Annotated in this window: 17 protein-coding genes; 2 read left to right on the top strand and 15 right to left on the bottom strand. The window is 50.6% G+C overall.

Translation table 11 applies throughout. The features are described 5' to 3' along the window. Positions 1-40: 40 nt before the first annotated feature. Positions 41-1462: a serine/threonine-protein kinase gene (locus tag DW720_RS12150; RefSeq protein ID WP_118472514.1), complete on the bottom strand. Its 1422-nt coding sequence runs from the start codon at positions 1460-1462 to the stop codon at positions 41-43. A 323-nt stretch (positions 1463-1785) separates the two neighbouring features. On the opposite strand from DW720_RS12150, the gene DW720_RS12145 reads away from it, so the two are divergent. Both DW720_RS12145 and DW720_RS12140 read left to right on the top strand, forming a co-directional pair. After that, positions 1786-2535 carry an adaptor protein MecA gene (locus tag DW720_RS12145; RefSeq protein WP_107001812.1) on the top strand — a complete coding sequence of 250 codons (750 nt, stop codon included), beginning with the start codon at positions 1786-1788 and terminating at the stop codon, positions 2533-2535. A gap of 139 nt (positions 2536-2674) precedes the next feature. Continuing rightward, the gene (locus DW720_RS12140) at positions 2675-2845 is read left to right on the top strand and encodes a 4Fe-4S binding protein (RefSeq protein WP_107001811.1); all 171 of its coding nucleotides are present in this window, start codon (positions 2675-2677) and stop codon (positions 2843-2845) included. 83 nt (positions 2846-2928) lie between these two features. Here DW720_RS12140 and DW720_RS12135 read toward each other — a convergent pair whose 3' ends face one another. The 14 genes from DW720_RS12135 to DW720_RS12070 form a co-directional block, all read right to left on the bottom strand. Continuing rightward, entirely contained in the window at positions 2929-3651 is a 723-nt protein-coding gene (locus tag DW720_RS12135) for a helix-turn-helix domain-containing protein (RefSeq protein ID WP_107001810.1), read from the bottom strand. Between the two features lie 207 nt (positions 3652-3858). Next, the gene (locus DW720_RS12130; RefSeq protein ID WP_118629546.1) at positions 3859-4350 is read right to left on the bottom strand and encodes a GNAT family N-acetyltransferase; all 492 of its coding nucleotides are present in this window, start codon (positions 4348-4350) and stop codon (positions 3859-3861) included. Between the two features lie 38 nt (positions 4351-4388). After that, entirely contained in the window at positions 4389-5720 is a 1332-nt protein-coding gene (gene dnaB, locus DW720_RS12125) for a replicative DNA helicase (RefSeq protein WP_022358873.1), read from the bottom strand. Positions 5721-5736: 16 nt separating this feature from the next. Beyond that, a complete protein-coding gene (rplI, locus tag DW720_RS12120) occupies positions 5737-6183 on the bottom strand; it encodes a 50S ribosomal protein L9 (protein ID WP_022358874.1) in 447 nt (148 codons plus the stop codon). 2 nt (positions 6184-6185) lie between these two features. Continuing rightward, a complete protein-coding gene (locus DW720_RS12115) occupies positions 6186-8234 on the bottom strand; it encodes a DHH family phosphoesterase (protein ID WP_117796762.1) in 2049 nt (682 codons plus the stop codon). A gap of 470 nt (positions 8235-8704) precedes the next feature. After that, complete coding sequence (locus DW720_RS12110) at positions 8705-9319, bottom strand: cytidylate kinase-like family protein (RefSeq protein ID WP_118749701.1); 615 nt, start codon at positions 9317-9319, stop codon at positions 8705-8707. Between the two features lie 320 nt (positions 9320-9639). Next, complete coding sequence (locus DW720_RS12105; protein WP_118749700.1) at positions 9640-10215, bottom strand: biotin transporter BioY; 576 nt, start codon at positions 10213-10215, stop codon at positions 9640-9642. Between the two features lie 18 nt (positions 10216-10233). Next, positions 10234-11187 (bottom strand): biotin synthase BioB, encoded by a 954-nt coding sequence (gene bioB / locus DW720_RS12100; RefSeq protein WP_117796745.1) that lies wholly within the window; start codon positions 11185-11187, stop codon positions 10234-10236. Positions 11188-11655: 468 nt separating this feature from the next. After that, complete coding sequence (gene hydF, locus DW720_RS12095; protein WP_118673461.1) at positions 11656-12855, bottom strand: [FeFe] hydrogenase H-cluster maturation GTPase HydF; 1200 nt, start codon at positions 12853-12855, stop codon at positions 11656-11658. A gap of 19 nt (positions 12856-12874) precedes the next feature. Next, positions 12875-14302, bottom strand: a complete 1428-nt coding sequence (gene hydG, locus DW720_RS12090; protein ID WP_118749699.1) for a [FeFe] hydrogenase H-cluster radical SAM maturase HydG — start codon at positions 14300-14302, stop codon at positions 12875-12877. 165 nt (positions 14303-14467) lie between these two features. Then, positions 14468-15523 carry a [FeFe] hydrogenase H-cluster radical SAM maturase HydE gene (gene hydE, locus DW720_RS12085; protein ID WP_243017809.1) on the bottom strand — a complete coding sequence of 352 codons (1056 nt, stop codon included), beginning with the start codon at positions 15521-15523 and terminating at the stop codon, positions 14468-14470. A 90-nt stretch (positions 15524-15613) separates the two neighbouring features. After that, complete coding sequence (locus DW720_RS12080; RefSeq protein WP_022358889.1) at positions 15614-15880, bottom strand: TM1266 family iron-only hydrogenase system putative regulator; 267 nt, start codon at positions 15878-15880, stop codon at positions 15614-15616. Between the two features lie 491 nt (positions 15881-16371). After that, positions 16372-17136, bottom strand: a complete 765-nt coding sequence (locus DW720_RS12075; RefSeq protein WP_022358890.1) for an amino acid ABC transporter ATP-binding protein — start codon at positions 17134-17136, stop codon at positions 16372-16374. Positions 17137-17156: 20 nt separating this feature from the next. Further along, positions 17157-17807 carry an amino acid ABC transporter permease gene (locus DW720_RS12070; RefSeq protein WP_333489850.1) on the bottom strand — a complete coding sequence of 217 codons (651 nt, stop codon included), beginning with the start codon at positions 17805-17807 and terminating at the stop codon, positions 17157-17159. Between the last annotated feature and the right edge of the window lie 44 nt (positions 17808-17851).

The following is a 17851-nucleotide window of genomic DNA, read 5'->3' as shown; positions in this document are numbered from 1 at the left end:
AGCTTTCGCCCCGTTTTCCGATTTTAATCTGTATTTCCTCCTATTTCCACTGCCACGGGAATCCACCCATAAAGCGCTCCCACCTTCGCCGGATGTTCCGCCAGAGTCCCCCTTCTTTTGCTGCCTGCCTGGTCCCCCGTCCTTTTTTGAGAGCTGCCTCCCGGAAAATCCTTTCAAAAAATTCTGTCTCCTCCGCTGCCTCATTTTCCTGCCCCCGCCTTCCGCCTGCATCGAACGGCGGGGTTAAAAACGGAAGCCGCAGATACCTAAGATGCCGGACCTCCTCCGGAAGATAATCCCGCCCGCATTTTCTGTGATTTAATAAAATCTGGAGTCCCTCTTCTGCTCCCAGAAACCGGATCGCCCGCAGAGAATCTTCTTTCTCCCACGGCTGCAATCCACAGACGAAAAGAATCAAATCATACTCCCCCTCCAGAACCGTCTGGAGCTCGGTTCCGCAGTCATCTAAAATCACTTCAAACACTGGCTGTTCCAGCTGCACCACATCGCTGTATCTGGGTTTCAACGCCAGACCGTCCATGTAATAAATTCCATGTTCATCCGGTGCCAGCCCATACCAGGATGCCAGCCTGCGGACTGCCCCCGTGTCATTCTGCTCCCTGTAAAGGCAGGAAACTCCTTTCTGCCGCAGATATCGGACCGCGCCAAGTGCGGTATGTGTAACCCCGATTCCGCTCCGGCTGCCTGCTGCGGCAATCCTGAGAAGTGGTATATGACGTTCTGCAAATATGCGCGCCTCCAGTTTTTCCAATGCCTCTAACACTTCACGGACACTCTGGCAGCGCTCTTTTTTCTCTATTCTGAGACATCGCCCCATAAGAATGTACAGATCTCCCCGACAGCTTCCCTGTCCTGCTTTTATCTCCCCCTCTGGGGCATGCCCTGTCCCCATATAGTACAGGAGGGCGCCAATGGCATAGATGTCGGTCCTCTCATCCAGAGTCCCTCCCTCGTACTGTTCGGGGGCTGCAAAGCCTTTTGTTCCATAGCAGACAGATCGTTCCTGGCTCAAAGACGCCAATGCCGCCTGATCAAAATCAATCAATTTTAATTGTTCCCGGCAGATTAGAAGATTCCCGGGGTGGAGATCTAAATATAAGATTGGATTTGGTTTGAATGAATGCAGATAATTCATGATCCGGCAAAGCTCAATTCCCAGACGGATAAGCTCTCCCGTTTGCAGACTGCCCGTTCTCTCAATTCGGGCATACAACGACTCACCGCACAGATATTCCTCGATGAGATAATAATAATTTTCGTCAATTTCCAGATCGTAGATGATCGGGATTCCCGGATGGCGCAGCCGCTTCAAAAGCGCTGCTTCCTGAATGAAACCGCTCTCTGTCCGCCTGACACGCTTAATCGCTCTCTCTTCATCAAGCCCCAGATGCCTGGCTAAAAAAACAGTTCCGCTCCGACCGCGTCCGATCACACGTTCCAGCTGGTATTTTCCAAATAGAACGGCTGCTTCCGTACCGCGCCTCCTTTCGGTCTATACCACCTCTCAAGATTCATTGTATACGATCCCCTCGGTTCCCGCAACCGTTTTTAGAAAGATTTTATGCTTTTTTTTCATATTCAAATTGCCAAGTGATTATATTATATAGTATGATGAATACCAAGGTTCCAAAGTCCAAAACATGAGTAAGCAGCCTTTTTCCGCAGAAAAATGAGCGGCTTACGAATGTCTTGCAAAATTGCGGAAGTGCGAAGCACGAAGCATTCGGTATCTTAACCACCCAAAAGACAAGGAAGTGAAAATCCATGAAAATAGAACGCATCAACGAAAACCAGATCCGCTGCACCCTGACAAGCAGCGATCTGAGCGCCCGCAACTTAAATCTGGGCGAACTCGCCTATGGCACGGAAAAGGCGAAAAAACTGTTCCATGAAATGATCCAGAAGGCATCGAATGAAGTCGGCTTCGAGGCGGACGATATTCCTCTGATGGTGGAAGCAATTCCGCTCTCCAGTGAGAGCATCATGCTGATCATTACCAAGATCGAGGACCCGGAAGAGCTGGACACCCGCTTTTCACGCTTTTCCCCGGGAAACGAGGACGAGCCTCTGACAGCGCTTGCCAACGAGCTTTTAGAGGGCGCGGACGGGCTTTTAAGCCTATTTACTGACAATGGCAAAAATACCGCCGCAAGCCCGCTGACCGGTTCGGACGCGCCTTCCACTGAAAATGCAGAGCCAGGTTCCAAACTGCCGGCAGCGCGTATTTTTACTTTCGGCTCCCTCGACGAGGTCTGCCGGGCAGCGCGCATCGCAGCTCCAGTCTGCGAAACACCGAACACGCTTTATAAACACCCGTCCGATGGTCGTTACTACCTTGTTGTCCGCCAGACAGCCGACAGCACCGACGCATTCAACCGCCTGTGCAATCTCCTGTCCGAGTACAGCGAACCATTAAAGACTGCCGCTGCCCCGAATGCATTTGAGGCATACTATGAGGAGCATTATGAGACGATCGTCCGGGAGCACGCGCTCTCAACGCTCTCGACCCTGTAGGAATACTGACTTCCAGAAAAATCGGTTTTTTCCATTGCTTTTATTTTAGAACATGAAAACCATCAATTTCTCCTTGAATATTTCGCATTTTTAGTATAGAATATAGCCAAACGCATAAATATAAAAGGAGGATTTTATCATGGCATTTGTAATTACTGATTCTTGTGTAAGTTGTGGTTCCTGTGCTGGCGAATGTCCAGTTGGAGCAATCTCTCAGGGAGATGGCAAATACGATATCGACGCTAACAGCTGCATCGACTGCGGTACATGTGCAGGCGTATGTCCGACCGGCGCTATCGAGCAGGGCTAATTAAACACAAACAAAAACGAAATATCTACATAAAAAAGCCTGTCGTTTCCGACAGGTTTTTTTATGCCCTTTTGCAGAACTTATCACATCTTATTCCCATTCCGTCCAAATTTCTTTTTCTTTACACGGGACCGGAAAAATGGAAACCGCCCTGGCGCAGCCGCTGCTGCTTCCGCTCGCCCCTGGTTTTCCCGCTGATACGCGCGGATGACCTCGTCGAGGCGCTTGAAGCGCTCTTCCTCCCGCTCATCAGAGACCCGCATCAGGTATTCCAGCTCCTTCATCAATTTATCATGCACCAGATAGCTAACATCCTGGCTCAGTTTTTCACTGTTTTCCTCGATCGCGCGCCCGATGACCTGGTTCATGATCTCCTGAAACTGGCGCATTTTCTCCCCCGCCAGAGGCTGGGAAACCTCTGCCTGCGGCAGTTCTGTTTCCTTGTTTTCTACCTCTGTATTTTTTTTCATTTCCATATTTTCCTGCCTGCTCATGTTACGCTCTCCTGTTCCCGTTTCCCGGAAAACCGCCTGTGCCTGCGCTTCCAAAAGCGCTTCCGGTTCTGTTTTCTGATTTTCTTCCACTTTTCCGAGGATTCCCCGTATGGCTTTCAACTGGTACCCCTGTTCCTTCAACTGCTTGATCTGACGGAACAGCTGGATATGAAACTCCGTATAGTACCGATGCCCCAGTTCATTTCTCGGAATCGGAAGCCCCAGCTCGTCCTCCCAGTACCGGAGCACGTGAGCCTCCACCTGCACCTGTCTGGAAGCATCCGAAATCAGGTAATGCTTGTTCTTATTCATTCTGCTTGTCCTCCCCGGTACCTTACTACTACTATATGCGGGGTTCAAACTAAATATGAATAGCATTTACATAAAAAACAAGTTCCGGAACTCCTTCACCATCGATCGGAACGATTACCATATCGTAGCTAAATGCCAGCTCGCTGACGGTAGAAGGCGAATGAATGACATAAATAAAAAGAGGGGATTAAATTTCCCCTCTCCATTCTACAGCTTCTTCTCAAAGCACCAGTAATCATGCCCCTGCAGCACATACTCACCGACCTTCTCAAAGGCCAGCTTCGCGTATGACCGCAGCGCTTTCACATTATCCTTCGCCACCAGCATATGGGCACTCTTGCAGCCGCGTCTTCTAAGTTCCTCCATCGCGCCTGCCAGAAGCTCGCGTGCGATGCCTCGGTTCTGGTACTTCTCCGCCACACCCAGTCTGGAAATTTCTGCCGACGGCTGCAGCTCTTCCGACCAGCACGGAATCGATTCCACCTCCGGATCATCATCGATCGAAACCATCCCCGCGATCTCTCCTGACGCATCATCCCGGATGCAGAACAGCGAATTTCTTGAAACATCCGACTGCAGCTCCGGCTCCCCCGGATAGGCATCCGTCCACGCGCAGAACTCCGTTCCCGCTAGCGCGCGATAAAAATGGCGAACTGTATCTAAATCCGCCACATCTGATTTCTGTATTAATTCAAGCATCTTCCATTCCTTTTCTCCAGTCCCGTCCCCCAGCGACCCTATTTCGCCAAATTCGCAAACTTCGTCAGCTCCGGTCTCCACATCAGCTGCACCGTTCCTATCGGACCATTACGCTGTTTGGCAATGATTACCTCCGCGATATTCGGCGTATCCGTATCCTTGTTGTAATAATCATCACGGTACAAAAACATAACCACATCGGCATCCTGCTCAATCGCACCAGACTCACGCAGATCCGAAAGCATCGGGCGATGGTCCGGACGTGTCTCGCAGGCACGGGAAAGCTGCGACAGGGAGATAACCGGCGCATTCAGCTCTCGCGCCAGCGCCTTTAGTGAACGGGAAATCTCCGAAATCTCCTGCTGGCGGTTCTCTCCGCTCTTTCCGCTGCCGCTCATCAGCTGTAAATAGTCGATAATGACAAGGCTTAAACCGTACTCCAGCTTCACCTTGCGGCATTTCGAGCGCAGCTCCGAGATCGAGATACCCGGCGTATCATCGATGATCAGCTTGGAACTTCCGATCGTACCGATGCCTTCCACGACGGCATCCCAGTCGGAATCCGTCAGCGTACCGGTACGCAGCTTCTGGGAATCGACATTCGACTCCATCGACAGCATACGGTTGACCAGCTGTTCCTTCGACATTTCCAGGCTGAATACCATGCACGGAAGCCCTTTTTTGACCGCCACATGCTCGACGACATTCAGAACAAACGCCGTCTTACCCATCGAAGGACGCGCCGCAATCAAAATAAAATCGGACGGCTGGAATCCCGACGTCCGGTAATCCAGATCGATAAATCCGGTCGGAATACCCGTGACGGTGCTGTTGCTCTTCGACGCCGCCTCAATCTTTTCCAGAACATTCAACGCCACCTGGCGGATCGGCACAAACTCTCCGCCTCCGCGGCTCTGGAGCAGGTCAAACACCGATTTCTCCGTGTGCGCCAGAATATCCTCCAGCTTGTCCCTTCCGCCGTAACAGAGGTTTTCAATCTCCTCATTCACTTTTATCAAACGGCGCAGGACTGCCTTTTCCCGCACGATATTGGCATACGATTTGACATTGACCGAGGTCGGCACAGATGTCATGATATCCCGGACAAAGTCCAGGCTGCTGACCTCCGGCGGAACATCTTTTTCGCGCAGCCGATTTTGAAGCGTCACCAGATCGACCGGCTTTCCTTCATTGAAAAGCTCGACCATCGACTCAAACATGACGCCGTACTGGTGCTGGTAAAAATCGGCGCCTGTGATAATCTCAGACGCCGCGATAATTGCTTCCCGATCCATAAGCATGGATCCGATGACTGACTGTTCCGCCTCTACACTGTGCGGGAGAACCCGCTTTATCAGGGCTTCATCCATGATTCAGTCCTCCATATTAAGCTTCTACAACCTTTACTGCCAGTTTTCCGGTTACTTCTTTGTGAAGCTTGATCGGAACTTCGTGTGTGCCAAAGGTCTTAATCGGCTCCGGCAGAACCAGTTTCTTCTTGTCAATATCCAGATTTAACTGATCTTTGATCGCCTTTGCAATCTCCTTGGAAGAAACAGAGCCGAATGCTTTTCCGCCCTCGCCTGCCTTGATGGACAGGGTGATGGACTTATCCTCCAGATGTTTTGCCAGATCCTTCGCTGCTGCCAGGTGCTCTGCCGCGATCTTCGCCTCATTTGCCTTCTGCAGCTTCAGATCATTTAAGTTCTTCGGTGTTGCCTCGATTCCCAGTTTCTTTGTCAGAATAAAGTTGCGTCCATAGCCGTCGCTTACCTTTACAATCTGACCTTTTTTGCCAAGTGCCTTTACATCCTCTAATAATACAACTTCCATCGTTATATTTCTCCTTTCTCCATCATATCCGTAATGAGATCTTTTAATTTCTCTCTGGCTTCATCGATCGTCGCACCCTTAAGCTGTGCGCCCGCAATCGTGCGGTGTCCGCCGCCGCCCAAGCGCTCCATGATAATCTGCACGTTGATCTCATCGATCGAACGCGCGCTGAAATAGATCGTGTCGCCCATCTGCGTCAGGATAAATGACGCCTTGATGCCTACAATATCCAGCAGCTCATTTGCCGCCTGTGCGCCAACCACGGTAGGACTTTCAAGTCCTTCGGACGGACACACAGAAATCGCAAATGCGCCGTGATAAATCTCTGCTTTCTGGATCGCCTCAGCTCTCGCCCGATAGTCCTCCAGACGGTCGCGGAACAGCTTTCTCACTCGCACGACATCCGCGCCGTTTCTACGCAGGAACGCCGCCGCCTCGAAGGTGCGGACACCTGCCTGGTTCATGAAATTGTTTGTGTCAATCACGATACCGGCGTACATCGCATCCGCCTCCGCCGGCTTGATCTTGATGCCGTCGTCGCCGATGTACTGCAATACCTCGGCTACCATCTCACACGCCGAAGATGCATACGGCTCGACATAAGATAACACTGCATTATCAATGATCTCGCTGCTCTGGCGGTGATGGTCAAGCACCACGATCGTTTTGATCTGCTTGAGCAATTCCGGTGCCTCCGTGATACTCGGGCGGTTGACATCAACCACAACTAACATCGTGTTGGAATCCGCCCACTCTGCCGCTTCCTCGCCGGTTAAGAACAGATCCTCCGGGTAATCAGAGCTGTTTTCAAACCGCGCCATCATCGGTTTCACGGAAGAATTGACCCCATTGATGACGATCCGCGCCTTTTTATTAAAAGAGGTCGCAATCCGCCAGATACCAATCGCCGCGCCAAAGGAATCCGTATCGCCGATCTTGTGTCCCATGATCAGCATCTTATCCTTCGTATCCATCAGCTCGCGCATCGCATGCGCTTTGACACGTGCCTTGACACGGGTCGTTTTTTCCAGCTGCTGCGATTTGCCGCCGTAGTAGCGGATCTTCGTGCCATCCTTGACGACCGCCTGATCGCCGCCGCGTCCCAGCGCCATATCAATCGCCGTTCTCGCATACTCATAGTTGCGGATGTAGCTGTCGCCGTTCATACCCATACCGATACTCAGCGTGACAGCCATATCATTTCCGATATTAACCGTCTTGACATCCTCCAGGATCGAAAAGCGGCTCTCCTGAATCTCTTTCGTGTACTGCTGCTTGATCACAAACAGATACTTGTCATTTTCCAGCTTCTTGACGATACCTTCCATCGCCATAAAATACTTCGTAATTTTCCGGTCAATCAGGGCAACCAGCAGGGAACGGCGTACCTCCTCGACACTCTCCAGCGCCTCGTCGTAGTTGTCGAGATAAATAAGTCCCGCCACCAGACGCTGGTTGTTGATCTGCTGCTTGCAGCGCAGAATCTCCGTCTCATCGCAGAGATACAGCACTAAAAGCATCTCACCGCTGTCCTCGTCCACCGCGCCAAGCTTCATACCTTCCGTCTCGCTCAGCGCCACCTGCTGGATATCGATCCGGTAAAATCTGCCGTCAAACGAAGAATGAACGCTCGTTTTTTCGTCCATCTCATCCAAAAATTCCCGCGTCAGTTCCGGAAAGACCGCCGCGATATTCTTACGGCAGTTTTTATCTTCCCCGACGATCTCCGAAAAGGAGTGGTTCAACCAGAGGAAATGTCCCTCTGTGTCCGCGATGGCATACGGCACCGCCATCTCATAGAGGAGCTGTTTCTGCACCCACGCATACTCTGCCGAAAACTCCACCAATCCGCCCATCAGACGTTTTCTCCGGTACATGAACAGCCAGAGTGCCACCAGCACATACATAACCGTAAATCCGGACATCACAAGACCGGCAGCCGGGCTCACAATCCCAACTGCCAGATTTGCCGCCAACAGGAAGACTGACAGTATAATCGGCCACTGCAGATACGTCCGCAGCTGACCCCGTATTTTCATATTTTCCTTCATCTCATTCTCCCGTGCATAAAATGTTGCTGTCCATGTGCCGATTTTCAAAACACCTGCCATGAGCAGTAACGATAAAGCAACCAAAATGACTTGATGCCCCTTATTATAGCATAGTGAGGGGGATTCGTCCAGACAATCCCCCATTGACAAACCAGAGCCGCCGTGCTAGTTATTGTGCACGCATACGTGCCCAGTAACCTGCGCTCGTATATCTTTTACAAAATGCTTTATATGCTTTAGTCTCGGCTATAAAGTTGGTCGAGCTAGTAATAAGACACAAAAATAACCGCCCCGGTCCTGCAAACTTGAGCGGTTATTTTTAACTTATCATTTAAGGGTCCAACCGTCTATCGGTGAGATCCTTTATATATAGATAACATAACTACAAAAAATTTCAATCATCTTCTTTGCATCTGTTATCTTAGATATCCTCATATCGACTGCATGAAACTATAAATGCCACTCTTCTTTTACTTCACCGCCTGGCAAATCAACTCCACGCACTTCTCAATTCCCAAATCTCCACTGTTCAGCATCAGATCATAGTTTTCTCTGTCGCCCCAGCGCTGATTCGTATAGTTTTCATAGTAGATCCGGCGGCGTTTGTCGGTCTGGTGCATAAATTCATCAATATGCTCTTCCAGATCCCCGTACTCATCAATCGCGCGGCGAAGCCGGATATCACGATCCGCATAAACAAAGACACGCAGTACATCCGGACGGCTTTTCAGAATATAATCAGCACATCTGCCGATGAATACGCAGCTTCCGCGCTTTGCCGCCTCCTCGATCGCCTTCTTCTGCGCCACATAGATCTGCTCTGTCAATGGCAGTTCACTGAGCTTCGGCTCCTTCGGATAGGAAAGTCCATACAAAGTTCCCATCGCGAAATTGTAAAGCAGGCTATTTGTCAAGCGCTGCTCACGATCCGCAATAATTTCCGCTGGAAAACCGATCTCCTTCGCAGCAGCATCGATCAATTCCTTATCATAAAATTCCATTCCCAGTTTTTTAGCGGCAGCCAGACCAATCTGACGACCTCCGCTTCCATATTCACGACTGATAGTGATAATCTTTTTCTCCATACAACTGCCTCCTCCCTGTTCCTCCGGAATCTCCCTCTTTTTTCTGTCTTTAGTATAACACACGCCCCGAAATTGTTCAAGTTTAGTCGCACTCACTTCTTATTTTTCTGTATTTTATTCCATATATGTGATTATTTCTGTTTTCTTTTGCCTTTATTTTTTCTTTTCTTCTTAGTTTCTATAAAATGTGAACCAACCGCTTCGTTTCATTCAGCAAAAAAAGATGGATGAAAGCGTTTTATGTATTCCACTTTCACCCATCTGTCCTTCATTTTAAATATCATTTTATCTAAACAGTCATTTTTACAGCCAGACGCTTTTTATTCTCCTAACCGGTAAATTTCGCGGCGCAGCTTCGGTCCGATCAAAGCTGTGAAAATGATTTTGACTGCATCGCCCGGCAGATACGGGATAACGCCCACACCCAGTCCGGCTACAAAGGTCATGTTAAGCTGACCTGCCAGCCATACCGTTCCGAAAATATAGCAAATCGCCAGTCCCAGTACCATGCCAACGATATGCAGGGCTACTTTGCCCGGAAAATGATCCACGAAAAATCCAACAATCAGCGCCATCAGGATAAATCCGACGAGATAGCCGCCGGTCGGTCCTGCCAGCTTACTGACTCCTGCCGTAAATCCGGAAAATACCGGAACGCCCACCATGCCAAGCAGCATATAAATCAGGTAACTCACCGTGCAGGCTTTCATTCCCAGCACATATGCTGCCAGATAAATGGCAAGATTTGTAAAGGAAATCGGAACCGGGCTGAATGGAAGCGGAATCGAGAACGGTCCCAGAATACAGGTTACCGCCGTCATCACACCAATCAGCGCCATCCGTTTGGTTGTAAAGTAAGGTTTGTGCTCCACTTCTGCGGAAAGTGTTTTACTCATGATATGGATACTCCTTTTTTATAATGTGAATCCCATCGCCGCCAGCATCTCCTGGTCCTCGCTGATGCGGTTTCCGGAGGTTGTCAGCATATCTCCGGTGATGGCTGCGTTTGCGCCGGAACGGAATGCCTGTTCGCCGGAATGTTCCATTGAATTTCGTCCTGCTGCCAGACGGACCATCGCGGTCGGATTGATATAACGGAAAATGGCAATCGTCCGCAGGATCTCATCCTCCGAAAGCGCTGCCTGATGTTCCAGCGGCGTGCCCGGAATCGGACGCAGGATATTGATCGGAATTGACTTGATCCCGAGCTCGCTCAGCGTGATCGCCATGTCGATCCGGTCTTCCCAGGTTTCTCCCATACCGATGATGCCGCCGGAACAGACGGAAAGTCCTGCCGCCTGCGCGCGCCGGATGACCTCCAGCTTGTCCTCAAATGTATGTGTTGTACAGATATTCGGGAAATTTCTCCGGGAAGTCTCAATATTGGCATGATACCGTCCCACGCCCGCCTCTTTCAGACGGTTGAAATCTTCCTGTGACAGAAGTCCGTGGGAGGCGCAGAGCTCTACCTTGCATTCCTTCTTCATAGCGCGGTATGCCCGAAGCGCCTTCTCCATCTCCGCTCCCGTCAGCGCACGTCCCGCCGTCACGATGGAGTAACGATGTACTTTCTTCGCCTCATGACGCTTGCAGTCCTCCAGAATCTCCTCTGGCTCCAGAAATGGATATTCTTCCACCTTCGTATGATGACAGGCTGACTGCGCACAAAACTTGCAGTCCTCGCCGCAGCGTCCGCTTCGTCCATTAATGATAGAACACAGATCCACATGGTTTCCGCAGAGCTCCTTCCGGATTTTATCAGCTCCCGCACAAAGCTCATCCAGATCCTCACTCAATAAAAAGCTTAAATCCTCGCCCCGTTTCAGACGGCGTCCCTTTATAATCTCTTCTGCCAGTTGTAAACTCATATCTTCTACTCCTTATCAAAATCAAAACACTTTTTTTGGTTATCCTTCGGTCCAACTTAAAAAATATCCTATTTTTCTCATTTAGCTAACTTTCGCTATTATAAACCGTTGATTTTTAAATGTCAACATACCAGATTAATATAGTTTACATTCCAGCATCTGCTAAATCCAAAAATCGCGCATTCTTCCAGATATTCTCCAGCTATTTTCCAGACTCATGGCAGCAAAAAAAATGTGCCTTGGCACATCCGGGCGTCTCGCGCGGTCGCTTGCGACAACCTACATCTTCGCACGAGTGCGCATCATTGGCACGTTAGTGCCTTTTTGTGTAATAGGGAATTTCCTATGAAACAAAGCTGCTGTCCGACAGGCATTCCCATCGTCCAGCAGCTTTGTCAGCCTTTATTTCTAAGTTTCGTAACTGTTCAGTATCTTCACAGCCACGCGCAAAAATCCATTAAAAATTTCCTACCTGATCGGCTCCAGTGCCCCCATGCTCCGTTTCAAAATTCCCTTCATATAGGCAATCAAAATCCCATAATTGGTCATCGGGATCTCCTGATCGACAGCGCTGCGAAGACGGCTCTTCATCTCCCGCGCATTCAGCATACAGCCGCCGCAATGAACGATCAGCTTATAGCCGGACACATCCTCTGGAAATTCCGTCCCCGATGTAAAATGAAACTCCGGCGCTTTTCCCGTGTACTGACGGATCCAAGCCGGCAGCTTCTCCGTGCCGATGTCACCGCACTGGCGATGATGCGTACAGCCCTCGGAAATAAGGATCGGATCTCCGTCCTGTATCATTTCCAGCGCTTTTGCGCCCTCTGCCGCCTGTTTCAGATCCCCCTTATACCGCGCAAACAAAATGGAAAAGGAAGTCAGACGCACCTGCGGCGGCGTCAGCCGGTCTACCAGCGGAAATACCTGGCTGTCCGTGATTACCAATGCCGGATTTTCTTTCAATTTTGCAAACGTCTCCGAAAGTTCACTTTCCCGGCAGACAAACGGCATCGCACCGATGTCCAGCAGATCCCGGATGACCTGCTGCTGCGGCAGAATCAGCCGCCCCTTCGGCGCCGCCTTGTCAATCGGAACAACCAGAATTACCGTATCAAGCGGCTTTACTAAATCAGCCGCCAGCCGTTTTTCATCCGTCTCCTGCGACATAAGGCGTGCCATTTGCTCTTTTAACTGCTGGATTCCTTCTCTCGTCCGGGCACTCACATAGGCGGTATGTTTCACAGCAGATTCCTGTTCCGATTTTCCCGTCAGCAAATCCATCTTATTGTAAACCACCAGATACGGGATTTCCTTCTTCTCAAACAGCCGGATCATCTCTTCTTCCCAGCTGCTGATTCCTTCCACCGCATCCACCACCAGGACTGCCAGATCCGCCTTATTTAAGACTTGACGAGTCTTGCCAACTCTCTTTAAGCCCAGCTCGCCCTCATCGTCGATTCCAGGCGTGTCGATGATAACCACCGGACCGAGCGGCAGAAGCTCCATCGATTTATAGACCGGATCGGTCGTCGTCCCCCGGATGTCCGACACGATCGCCAGCTCCTGCCCGGTCACCGCATTGACCAGACTCGATTTTCCCGCATTTCTCCGTCCAAAAAACGCGATATGTACCCGCTCGCCGGACGGCGTCTCATTCATTCCCATTTTGATCCTCCTGATTTAGTTAAAACCTGAAATCCCGCTGCCCCTTTTCAATTTCAACCAGATTTTTTCTCACGATCTCCTGCACTTTTTCTTTCGGAATCGAACCGATCTCCGCCTGAATCAGCTTCTCTCCAATCTCTTTCGTCCCCGGCGCCGCATAATCTTCCAGATACTCCTTGAGCGTCATCAGCGCATTCGGATGACAACAGTTCTGAATCTGCCCGCTCTTGCACAGGCTCATAAAGCGGTCGCCCGTCCGTCCTTCCCGGTAGCACGCCGTACAGAAGCTTGGGATATAGCCTAATTCCATCAGCCAGCGGACCACCTGGTCGAGTGTCCGGTTGTCGCTCACATCGAACTGCGCCGAATTTTCCTCCTCCGGCTCTTCCTCTGCATATCCGCCGACACTGGTGCGGGAACCGCCGCTGATCTGCGATACGCCCAGCCGCAGCACCCGCTCCCGACAGGCTTTGCTCTCTCTTGTTGAGATAATCATGCCCGTGTACGGAACTGCCACCCGGATGCAGGCTACGATCTTCTCAAAAATATCGTCGCTGATGCCGTTGTCAAAGGTCGATGGGTCGATATCGTCCGCCCGGCGGATGCGCGGCACACTGATGGTGTGCGGACCAACACCAAAAACTGCCTCCAGATGTTCCGCGTGCATCAAAAGTCCTGCAAATTCATACCGGTACAACTCCAGACCAAATAAAACGCCGATTCCTACATCGTCGATACCGCCCTCCATCGCGCGGTCCATCGCCTCCGTGTGATAACAGTAATTGTGCTTTGGTCCCGTCGGGTGCAGGCGCTCATAGCTCTCCTTATGGTACGTCTCCTGGAACAGGATGTACGTTCCGATTCCCGCCTCTTTCAGCTTCCGGTAATTCTCCACCGTCGTCGCCGCAATATTGACATTGACCCGGCGGATCGCCCCGTTTTTATGCTTGATACTGTAAATTGTCCTGATACTGTCCAGCACATATTCAATCGGATTGTTAACCGGATCCTCGCCCGTCTCCAGCGCCAGACGTTTATGTCCCATATCCTGAAGCGCAATTACCTCCCGCCGGATTTCCTCCTGCGTCAGCTTCTTTCTGGCAATGTGCTTGTTTTTCATGTGGTATGGACAGTACACGCAGCCATTCACGCAGTAATTCGACAGATACAGCGGCGCAAACATGACGATCCGGTTTCCGTAGAAATCCTGCTTGATCTGGCGCGCCAGCTCAAAGATCTCCTCCACCTTTTCCGGGATCTCGCAGTCAAGAAGCACTGCCGCCTCGCGGTGGCTCAGCCCTTTTCGAAGCCGCGCCTTCGCCAGAATCTGGTCAATCAGTTCCACATTGTTTTTGTTCTTCTCGGCATAGGAAAGAGTCTCTAAAATTTCCTCATGGTTGATAAATTCCTCTGCCTTTTTGGATGATGGGTTGTAATTGTAACTCATAGTCTCTTCTCCTTTTCTTACAGGTCAGGATGATAGCTGCCATGTTTTCCTCCGACATTTTCAATTTCAAAAATGCCAGCATAACCAGCCGCCAATCGCCTCCTTCCCCGTCAGTTTATTTATCTGTAAGCATCTTTCGATGCCAACAAACCAAATCGCAGGCTTTTACCCCTTATAATCTCCCCGGTCGACGACTACCTCGTACCCGATGCTTTCCATGCGCCGTTTCATGCAGCTGACGCACTCCGCCGCCTCGTCTCCCGTGCAGATTTTATTGTCATAAAGCATATATTTGGCGCGCACCCCGACCGGAGACAGGTTCGGCATCACGACGTTTCCGCCTGCCAGAATCCCCAGTTCGCGCCCCATCGGGTGAATCGTTCCGAGCGCCGTCGTCGCCGGAAGCAGCACTTTCGGCTTCAGCAGGCGAAGCAGCCCTAAAAGAAACAATGTCTCTTCCAACGTTCCCGCCGCCTCCCCGCCAAACGGAGTGTCATGCTGCGGAATAAACGGACCGATTCCCACCATTTCCGGATCCAGTTCTTCGATAAAACGCATATCTCTCGCCAGACAGCGCGCCGTCTGGTGCGGCGAACCGACCATAAAACCGCATCCGGTCTGATATCCAAGCGCCTTTAAATCACGCAGGCACTGCATCCGGTGTTCAAATGACATCTCTGCCGGATGCAGGCTCGCGTAATGGCACGCGTCCGCCGTCTCATGGCGCAGCAGATACCGGTCCGCCCCTGCCTCTTTCCAGCGTTTCAACGTATCATACTTCTTTTCTCCGAGCGACAAAGTAATCGCACAATCTGGAAATCCTGCCCGGATCGCCTGCACCATCTCCATCACCCAGTCGTCCGTCATCGCCGGATCCTCACCGCCCTGCAAAACAAAGGTGCGGAATCCCAGCTGATAACCATTCTCACAGCAGGAAAGAATCTCCTCCCGACTCAGGCGGTACCGGCTTGCATTTCGGTTGCTCCTTCGGATGCCGCAATAAAGACAGTCGTTTTTGCAATAATTGCTGCACTCAATGAGTCCCCGCACATACACCGCTTTTCCGTACTCTCTTTCCCGGATGCAGCGCGCTTTTTCAAAGAGGTAGTCCGCCAGCTCCGGTGAACGTCCCTCGATCAGACTGACCCACTCATCCTCCGTCAGGGACTCCCCCGCTTCCAGACGGTCAATCAATCTCTTTAATTCTGTAATCGTTTCTATCTGTTCAGCGCCTGGACGGACCGCCTCCCGCCACCAGTCAGACGGTCGAAGCCCCGCGCGTGTAAAATCTGCCATTCCGTCACCTCGTTTTCATTCCTGTGCTTCCGGCGCCTTCGAATACAGCGCCTTCGAAGAAATCCCCCGCAGCATCCCCAGCTTCCCGGACAGCGCACTGATCACATCACCCGGCGCGTCAATCACAACGCTGATAATATTCACGTTCCGTTTGTGGTAAGGAATCCCCATCCGCCCTACGATATACTGCCCGTACTGATGCAGCACCTTATTCAACTCTTCCGTATCTCCCGTCTGATCGACCACAATACCGATCACGGCAACTCTTGATTCTGTCTCCATGTTTTTCCCTCATATCTTCCTGTTTATCTGTCCAAATTTTTCTCTCCAACAGATACCATTTCAAATATCTCCGCTAAAAACCATGCTGCGATCCTGTCCTGCAAAATCTTCCATCCACAGGCACCACTTTTTCCAGCCCCGTCTTTCTATAGAGCAAATGGATCAAAAAGAGCCCGCGCAGACGCGGACTCCATCCATCTCAAAAAGGGTATACGAATCTCCATGAACCGCTCCCCTTTCCTTCAAGACCCGTCTCAAACGTCAGCATCGCTTTTCACCACTTCCAGCATCACCGGAACACTCGATTATTTCTGTTCCATTCCTTTTTGAAAGGTATCTACTGCCTCGCAAATCGGAATACTTGATAAAAGCGTATCACATTTACTGTAAAATTGCAAATAACACTTATATGCTTCCCCATAAAAAACGGGCGTCGCCGATTTTCCACTCCAAAACCAGCAACGCCCATCTTCCATTTTCCTAATTATTTCTTACAGAATCTTCCCATACCGTCCCAAAAAGCTCTTCGTTCTCTCATTATCCGAAGCAAACACCTTCTCCGGCGCGCCCTCCTCGACGATGAGTCCGTCTGCCATGAAGATCACGCGGTGGGAAATATCTTTCGCAAACGCCATCTCATGGGTAACAATCACCATCGCGATGTGCAGATCCGCTAACGACTTAATAACCTTCAATACTTCTCCCGTCAGCTCCGGATCCAGTGCGGAGGTCGGCTCGTCGAAAAACAGAATCTTCGGATTCAGTGCCAATGCACGGGCGATCGCCACACGCTGGCACTGACCGCCGGAGAGCTGGTACGGATAATAGTCCTCCTTATCCTCCAGACCCATTTTTTTCAGAAGCTCGCGCGCCTCTTTATAAACCGTCTCCTTGTCGCGCTTCTGCACATGGATCGGCGCGTCTGTGATATTTTTCAGCACAGAATAGTGCGGAAACAGGTTAAAATTCTGGAATACCAGACCGTACTGGCTGCGGATCTCCTTCATGTCCTTCTTATCCGCATAGCTGACCTTGCCATCCGCGCCCGTCCAGGCTGCTCTCTTTCCTAAATATACGATCTCGCCGTGATCCATCGTCTCCAGCATCGTCGCGCAGCGCAGAAGCGTCGATTTACCCGAACCGGACGGTCCGATGATGGACACGATCTCGCCCTCGCTCACACTCAGTGAAATATCCTTTAAAACCGACAGATCGCCGAATGATTTTTCCACATGATTTAATTCTAACAAGTTCATTTTCCACATTCCTCCCGCTTCTATCGGTAATAATCCAGCTTTTTCTCAATCCATTCCATTGCAACTGCCACAACCAGATTGAAAATGTAGTAAAAGACGGCTGCTGCTACAAACGGCATCATATTCGTCTGGGATGCCGCCAGCGCCTTGGCGATTGAGAACATCTCCGCCACGCTCAACGTAAACGCCAGAGACGTATCTTTTACCAGCGTGATGACCTCATTCGTCACCGACGGAAGAATCCGCTTGATTACCTGCGGCAGGATGATCTTGAAGAAGGTCTGTGCCTTTCCATAACCCAGAATCTCCGCTGCCTCATACTGTCCGACCGGCATCGACTGGATGCCGCTGCGGTAAATCTCGGCAAAATATGCCGCATAGTTAATGACAAAACCGATGAAGGTAGCCCACAGACGGTAACTGCTGCCGACTTTGATGCGGAACAGATAATACGGTCCAAAATACACCACCATCAGCTGCAGCATCAGCGGTGTGCCTCGCATAATCGAAATATATACTTTTACAATCGTCTGGATCAGCTTGTTCTTCGACATACGCCCGAACGCGATCACGAGTCCTAACGGAAGTGAAAATAGCAGTGTGATCACAAAAATCTGTGTGCTGACTGCCATACCACCCGCAAGCTGTGTAATCATCTGCTGGAGTGTCATCTTACCCATAATTATCCCATACCTGCTTTCTAAAATGTAGATTC

The organism is Clostridium sp. AM27-28 (assembly GCF_003480955.1).
GTDB classification, from domain to species: Bacteria; Bacillota; Clostridia; order Lachnospirales; family Lachnospiraceae; genus Otoolea; species Otoolea fessa.
Note: the sequence above shows the minus strand (reverse complement) of the source record. Positions and strands in the feature narration are given on the sequence as shown.

What these genes read in the sequence shown, in the direction of transcription:
- DW720_RS12145 (WP_107001812.1), top strand. Translation starts at nt 1,786, where the DNA reads ATGAAAATAGAACGCATCAACGAAAACCAGATCCGCTGCACCCTGACA.
- DW720_RS12140 (WP_107001811.1), top strand. Translation starts at nt 2,675, where the DNA reads ATGGCATTTGTAATTACTGATTCTTGTGTAAGTTGTGGTTCCTGTGCT.
- DW720_RS12135 (WP_107001810.1), bottom strand. Translation starts at nt 3,651, where the DNA reads ATGAATAAGAACAAGCATTACCTGATTTCGGATGCTTCCAGACAGGTG.
- DW720_RS12130 (WP_118629546.1), bottom strand. Translation starts at nt 4,350, where the DNA reads ATGCTTGAATTAATACAGAAATCAGATGTGGCGGATTTAGATACAGTT.
- dnaB (WP_022358873.1), bottom strand. Translation starts at nt 5,720, where the DNA reads ATGGATGAAGCCCTGATAAAGCGGGTTCTCCCGCACAGTGTAGAGGCG.
- rplI (WP_022358874.1), bottom strand. Translation starts at nt 6,183, where the DNA reads ATGGAAGTTGTATTATTAGAGGATGTAAAGGCACTTGGCAAAAAAGGT.
- DW720_RS12115 (WP_117796762.1), bottom strand. Translation starts at nt 8,234, where the DNA reads ATGAAGGAAAATATGAAAATACGGGGTCAGCTGCGGACGTATCTGCAG.
- DW720_RS12110 (WP_118749701.1), bottom strand. Translation starts at nt 9,319, where the DNA reads ATGGAGAAAAAGATTATCACTATCAGTCGTGAATATGGAAGCGGAGGT.
- DW720_RS12105 (WP_118749700.1), bottom strand. Translation starts at nt 10,215, where the DNA reads ATGAGTAAAACACTTTCCGCAGAAGTGGAGCACAAACCTTACTTTACA.
- bioB (WP_117796745.1), bottom strand. Translation starts at nt 11,187, where the DNA reads ATGAGTTTACAACTGGCAGAAGAGATTATAAAGGGACGCCGTCTGAAA.
- hydF (WP_118673461.1), bottom strand. Translation starts at nt 12,855, where the DNA reads ATGGGAATGAATGAGACGCCGTCCGGCGAGCGGGTACATATCGCGTTT.
- hydG (WP_118749699.1), bottom strand. Translation starts at nt 14,302, where the DNA reads ATGAGTTACAATTACAACCCATCATCCAAAAAGGCAGAGGAATTTATC.
- DW720_RS12080 (WP_022358889.1), bottom strand. Translation starts at nt 15,880, where the DNA reads ATGGAGACAGAATCAAGAGTTGCCGTGATCGGTATTGTGGTCGATCAG.
- DW720_RS12075 (WP_022358890.1), bottom strand. Translation starts at nt 17,136, where the DNA reads ATGAACTTGTTAGAATTAAATCATGTGGAAAAATCATTCGGCGATCTG.
- DW720_RS12070 (WP_333489850.1), bottom strand. Translation starts at nt 17,807, where the DNA reads ATGACACTCCAGCAGATGATTACACAGCTTGCGGGTGGTATGGCAGTC.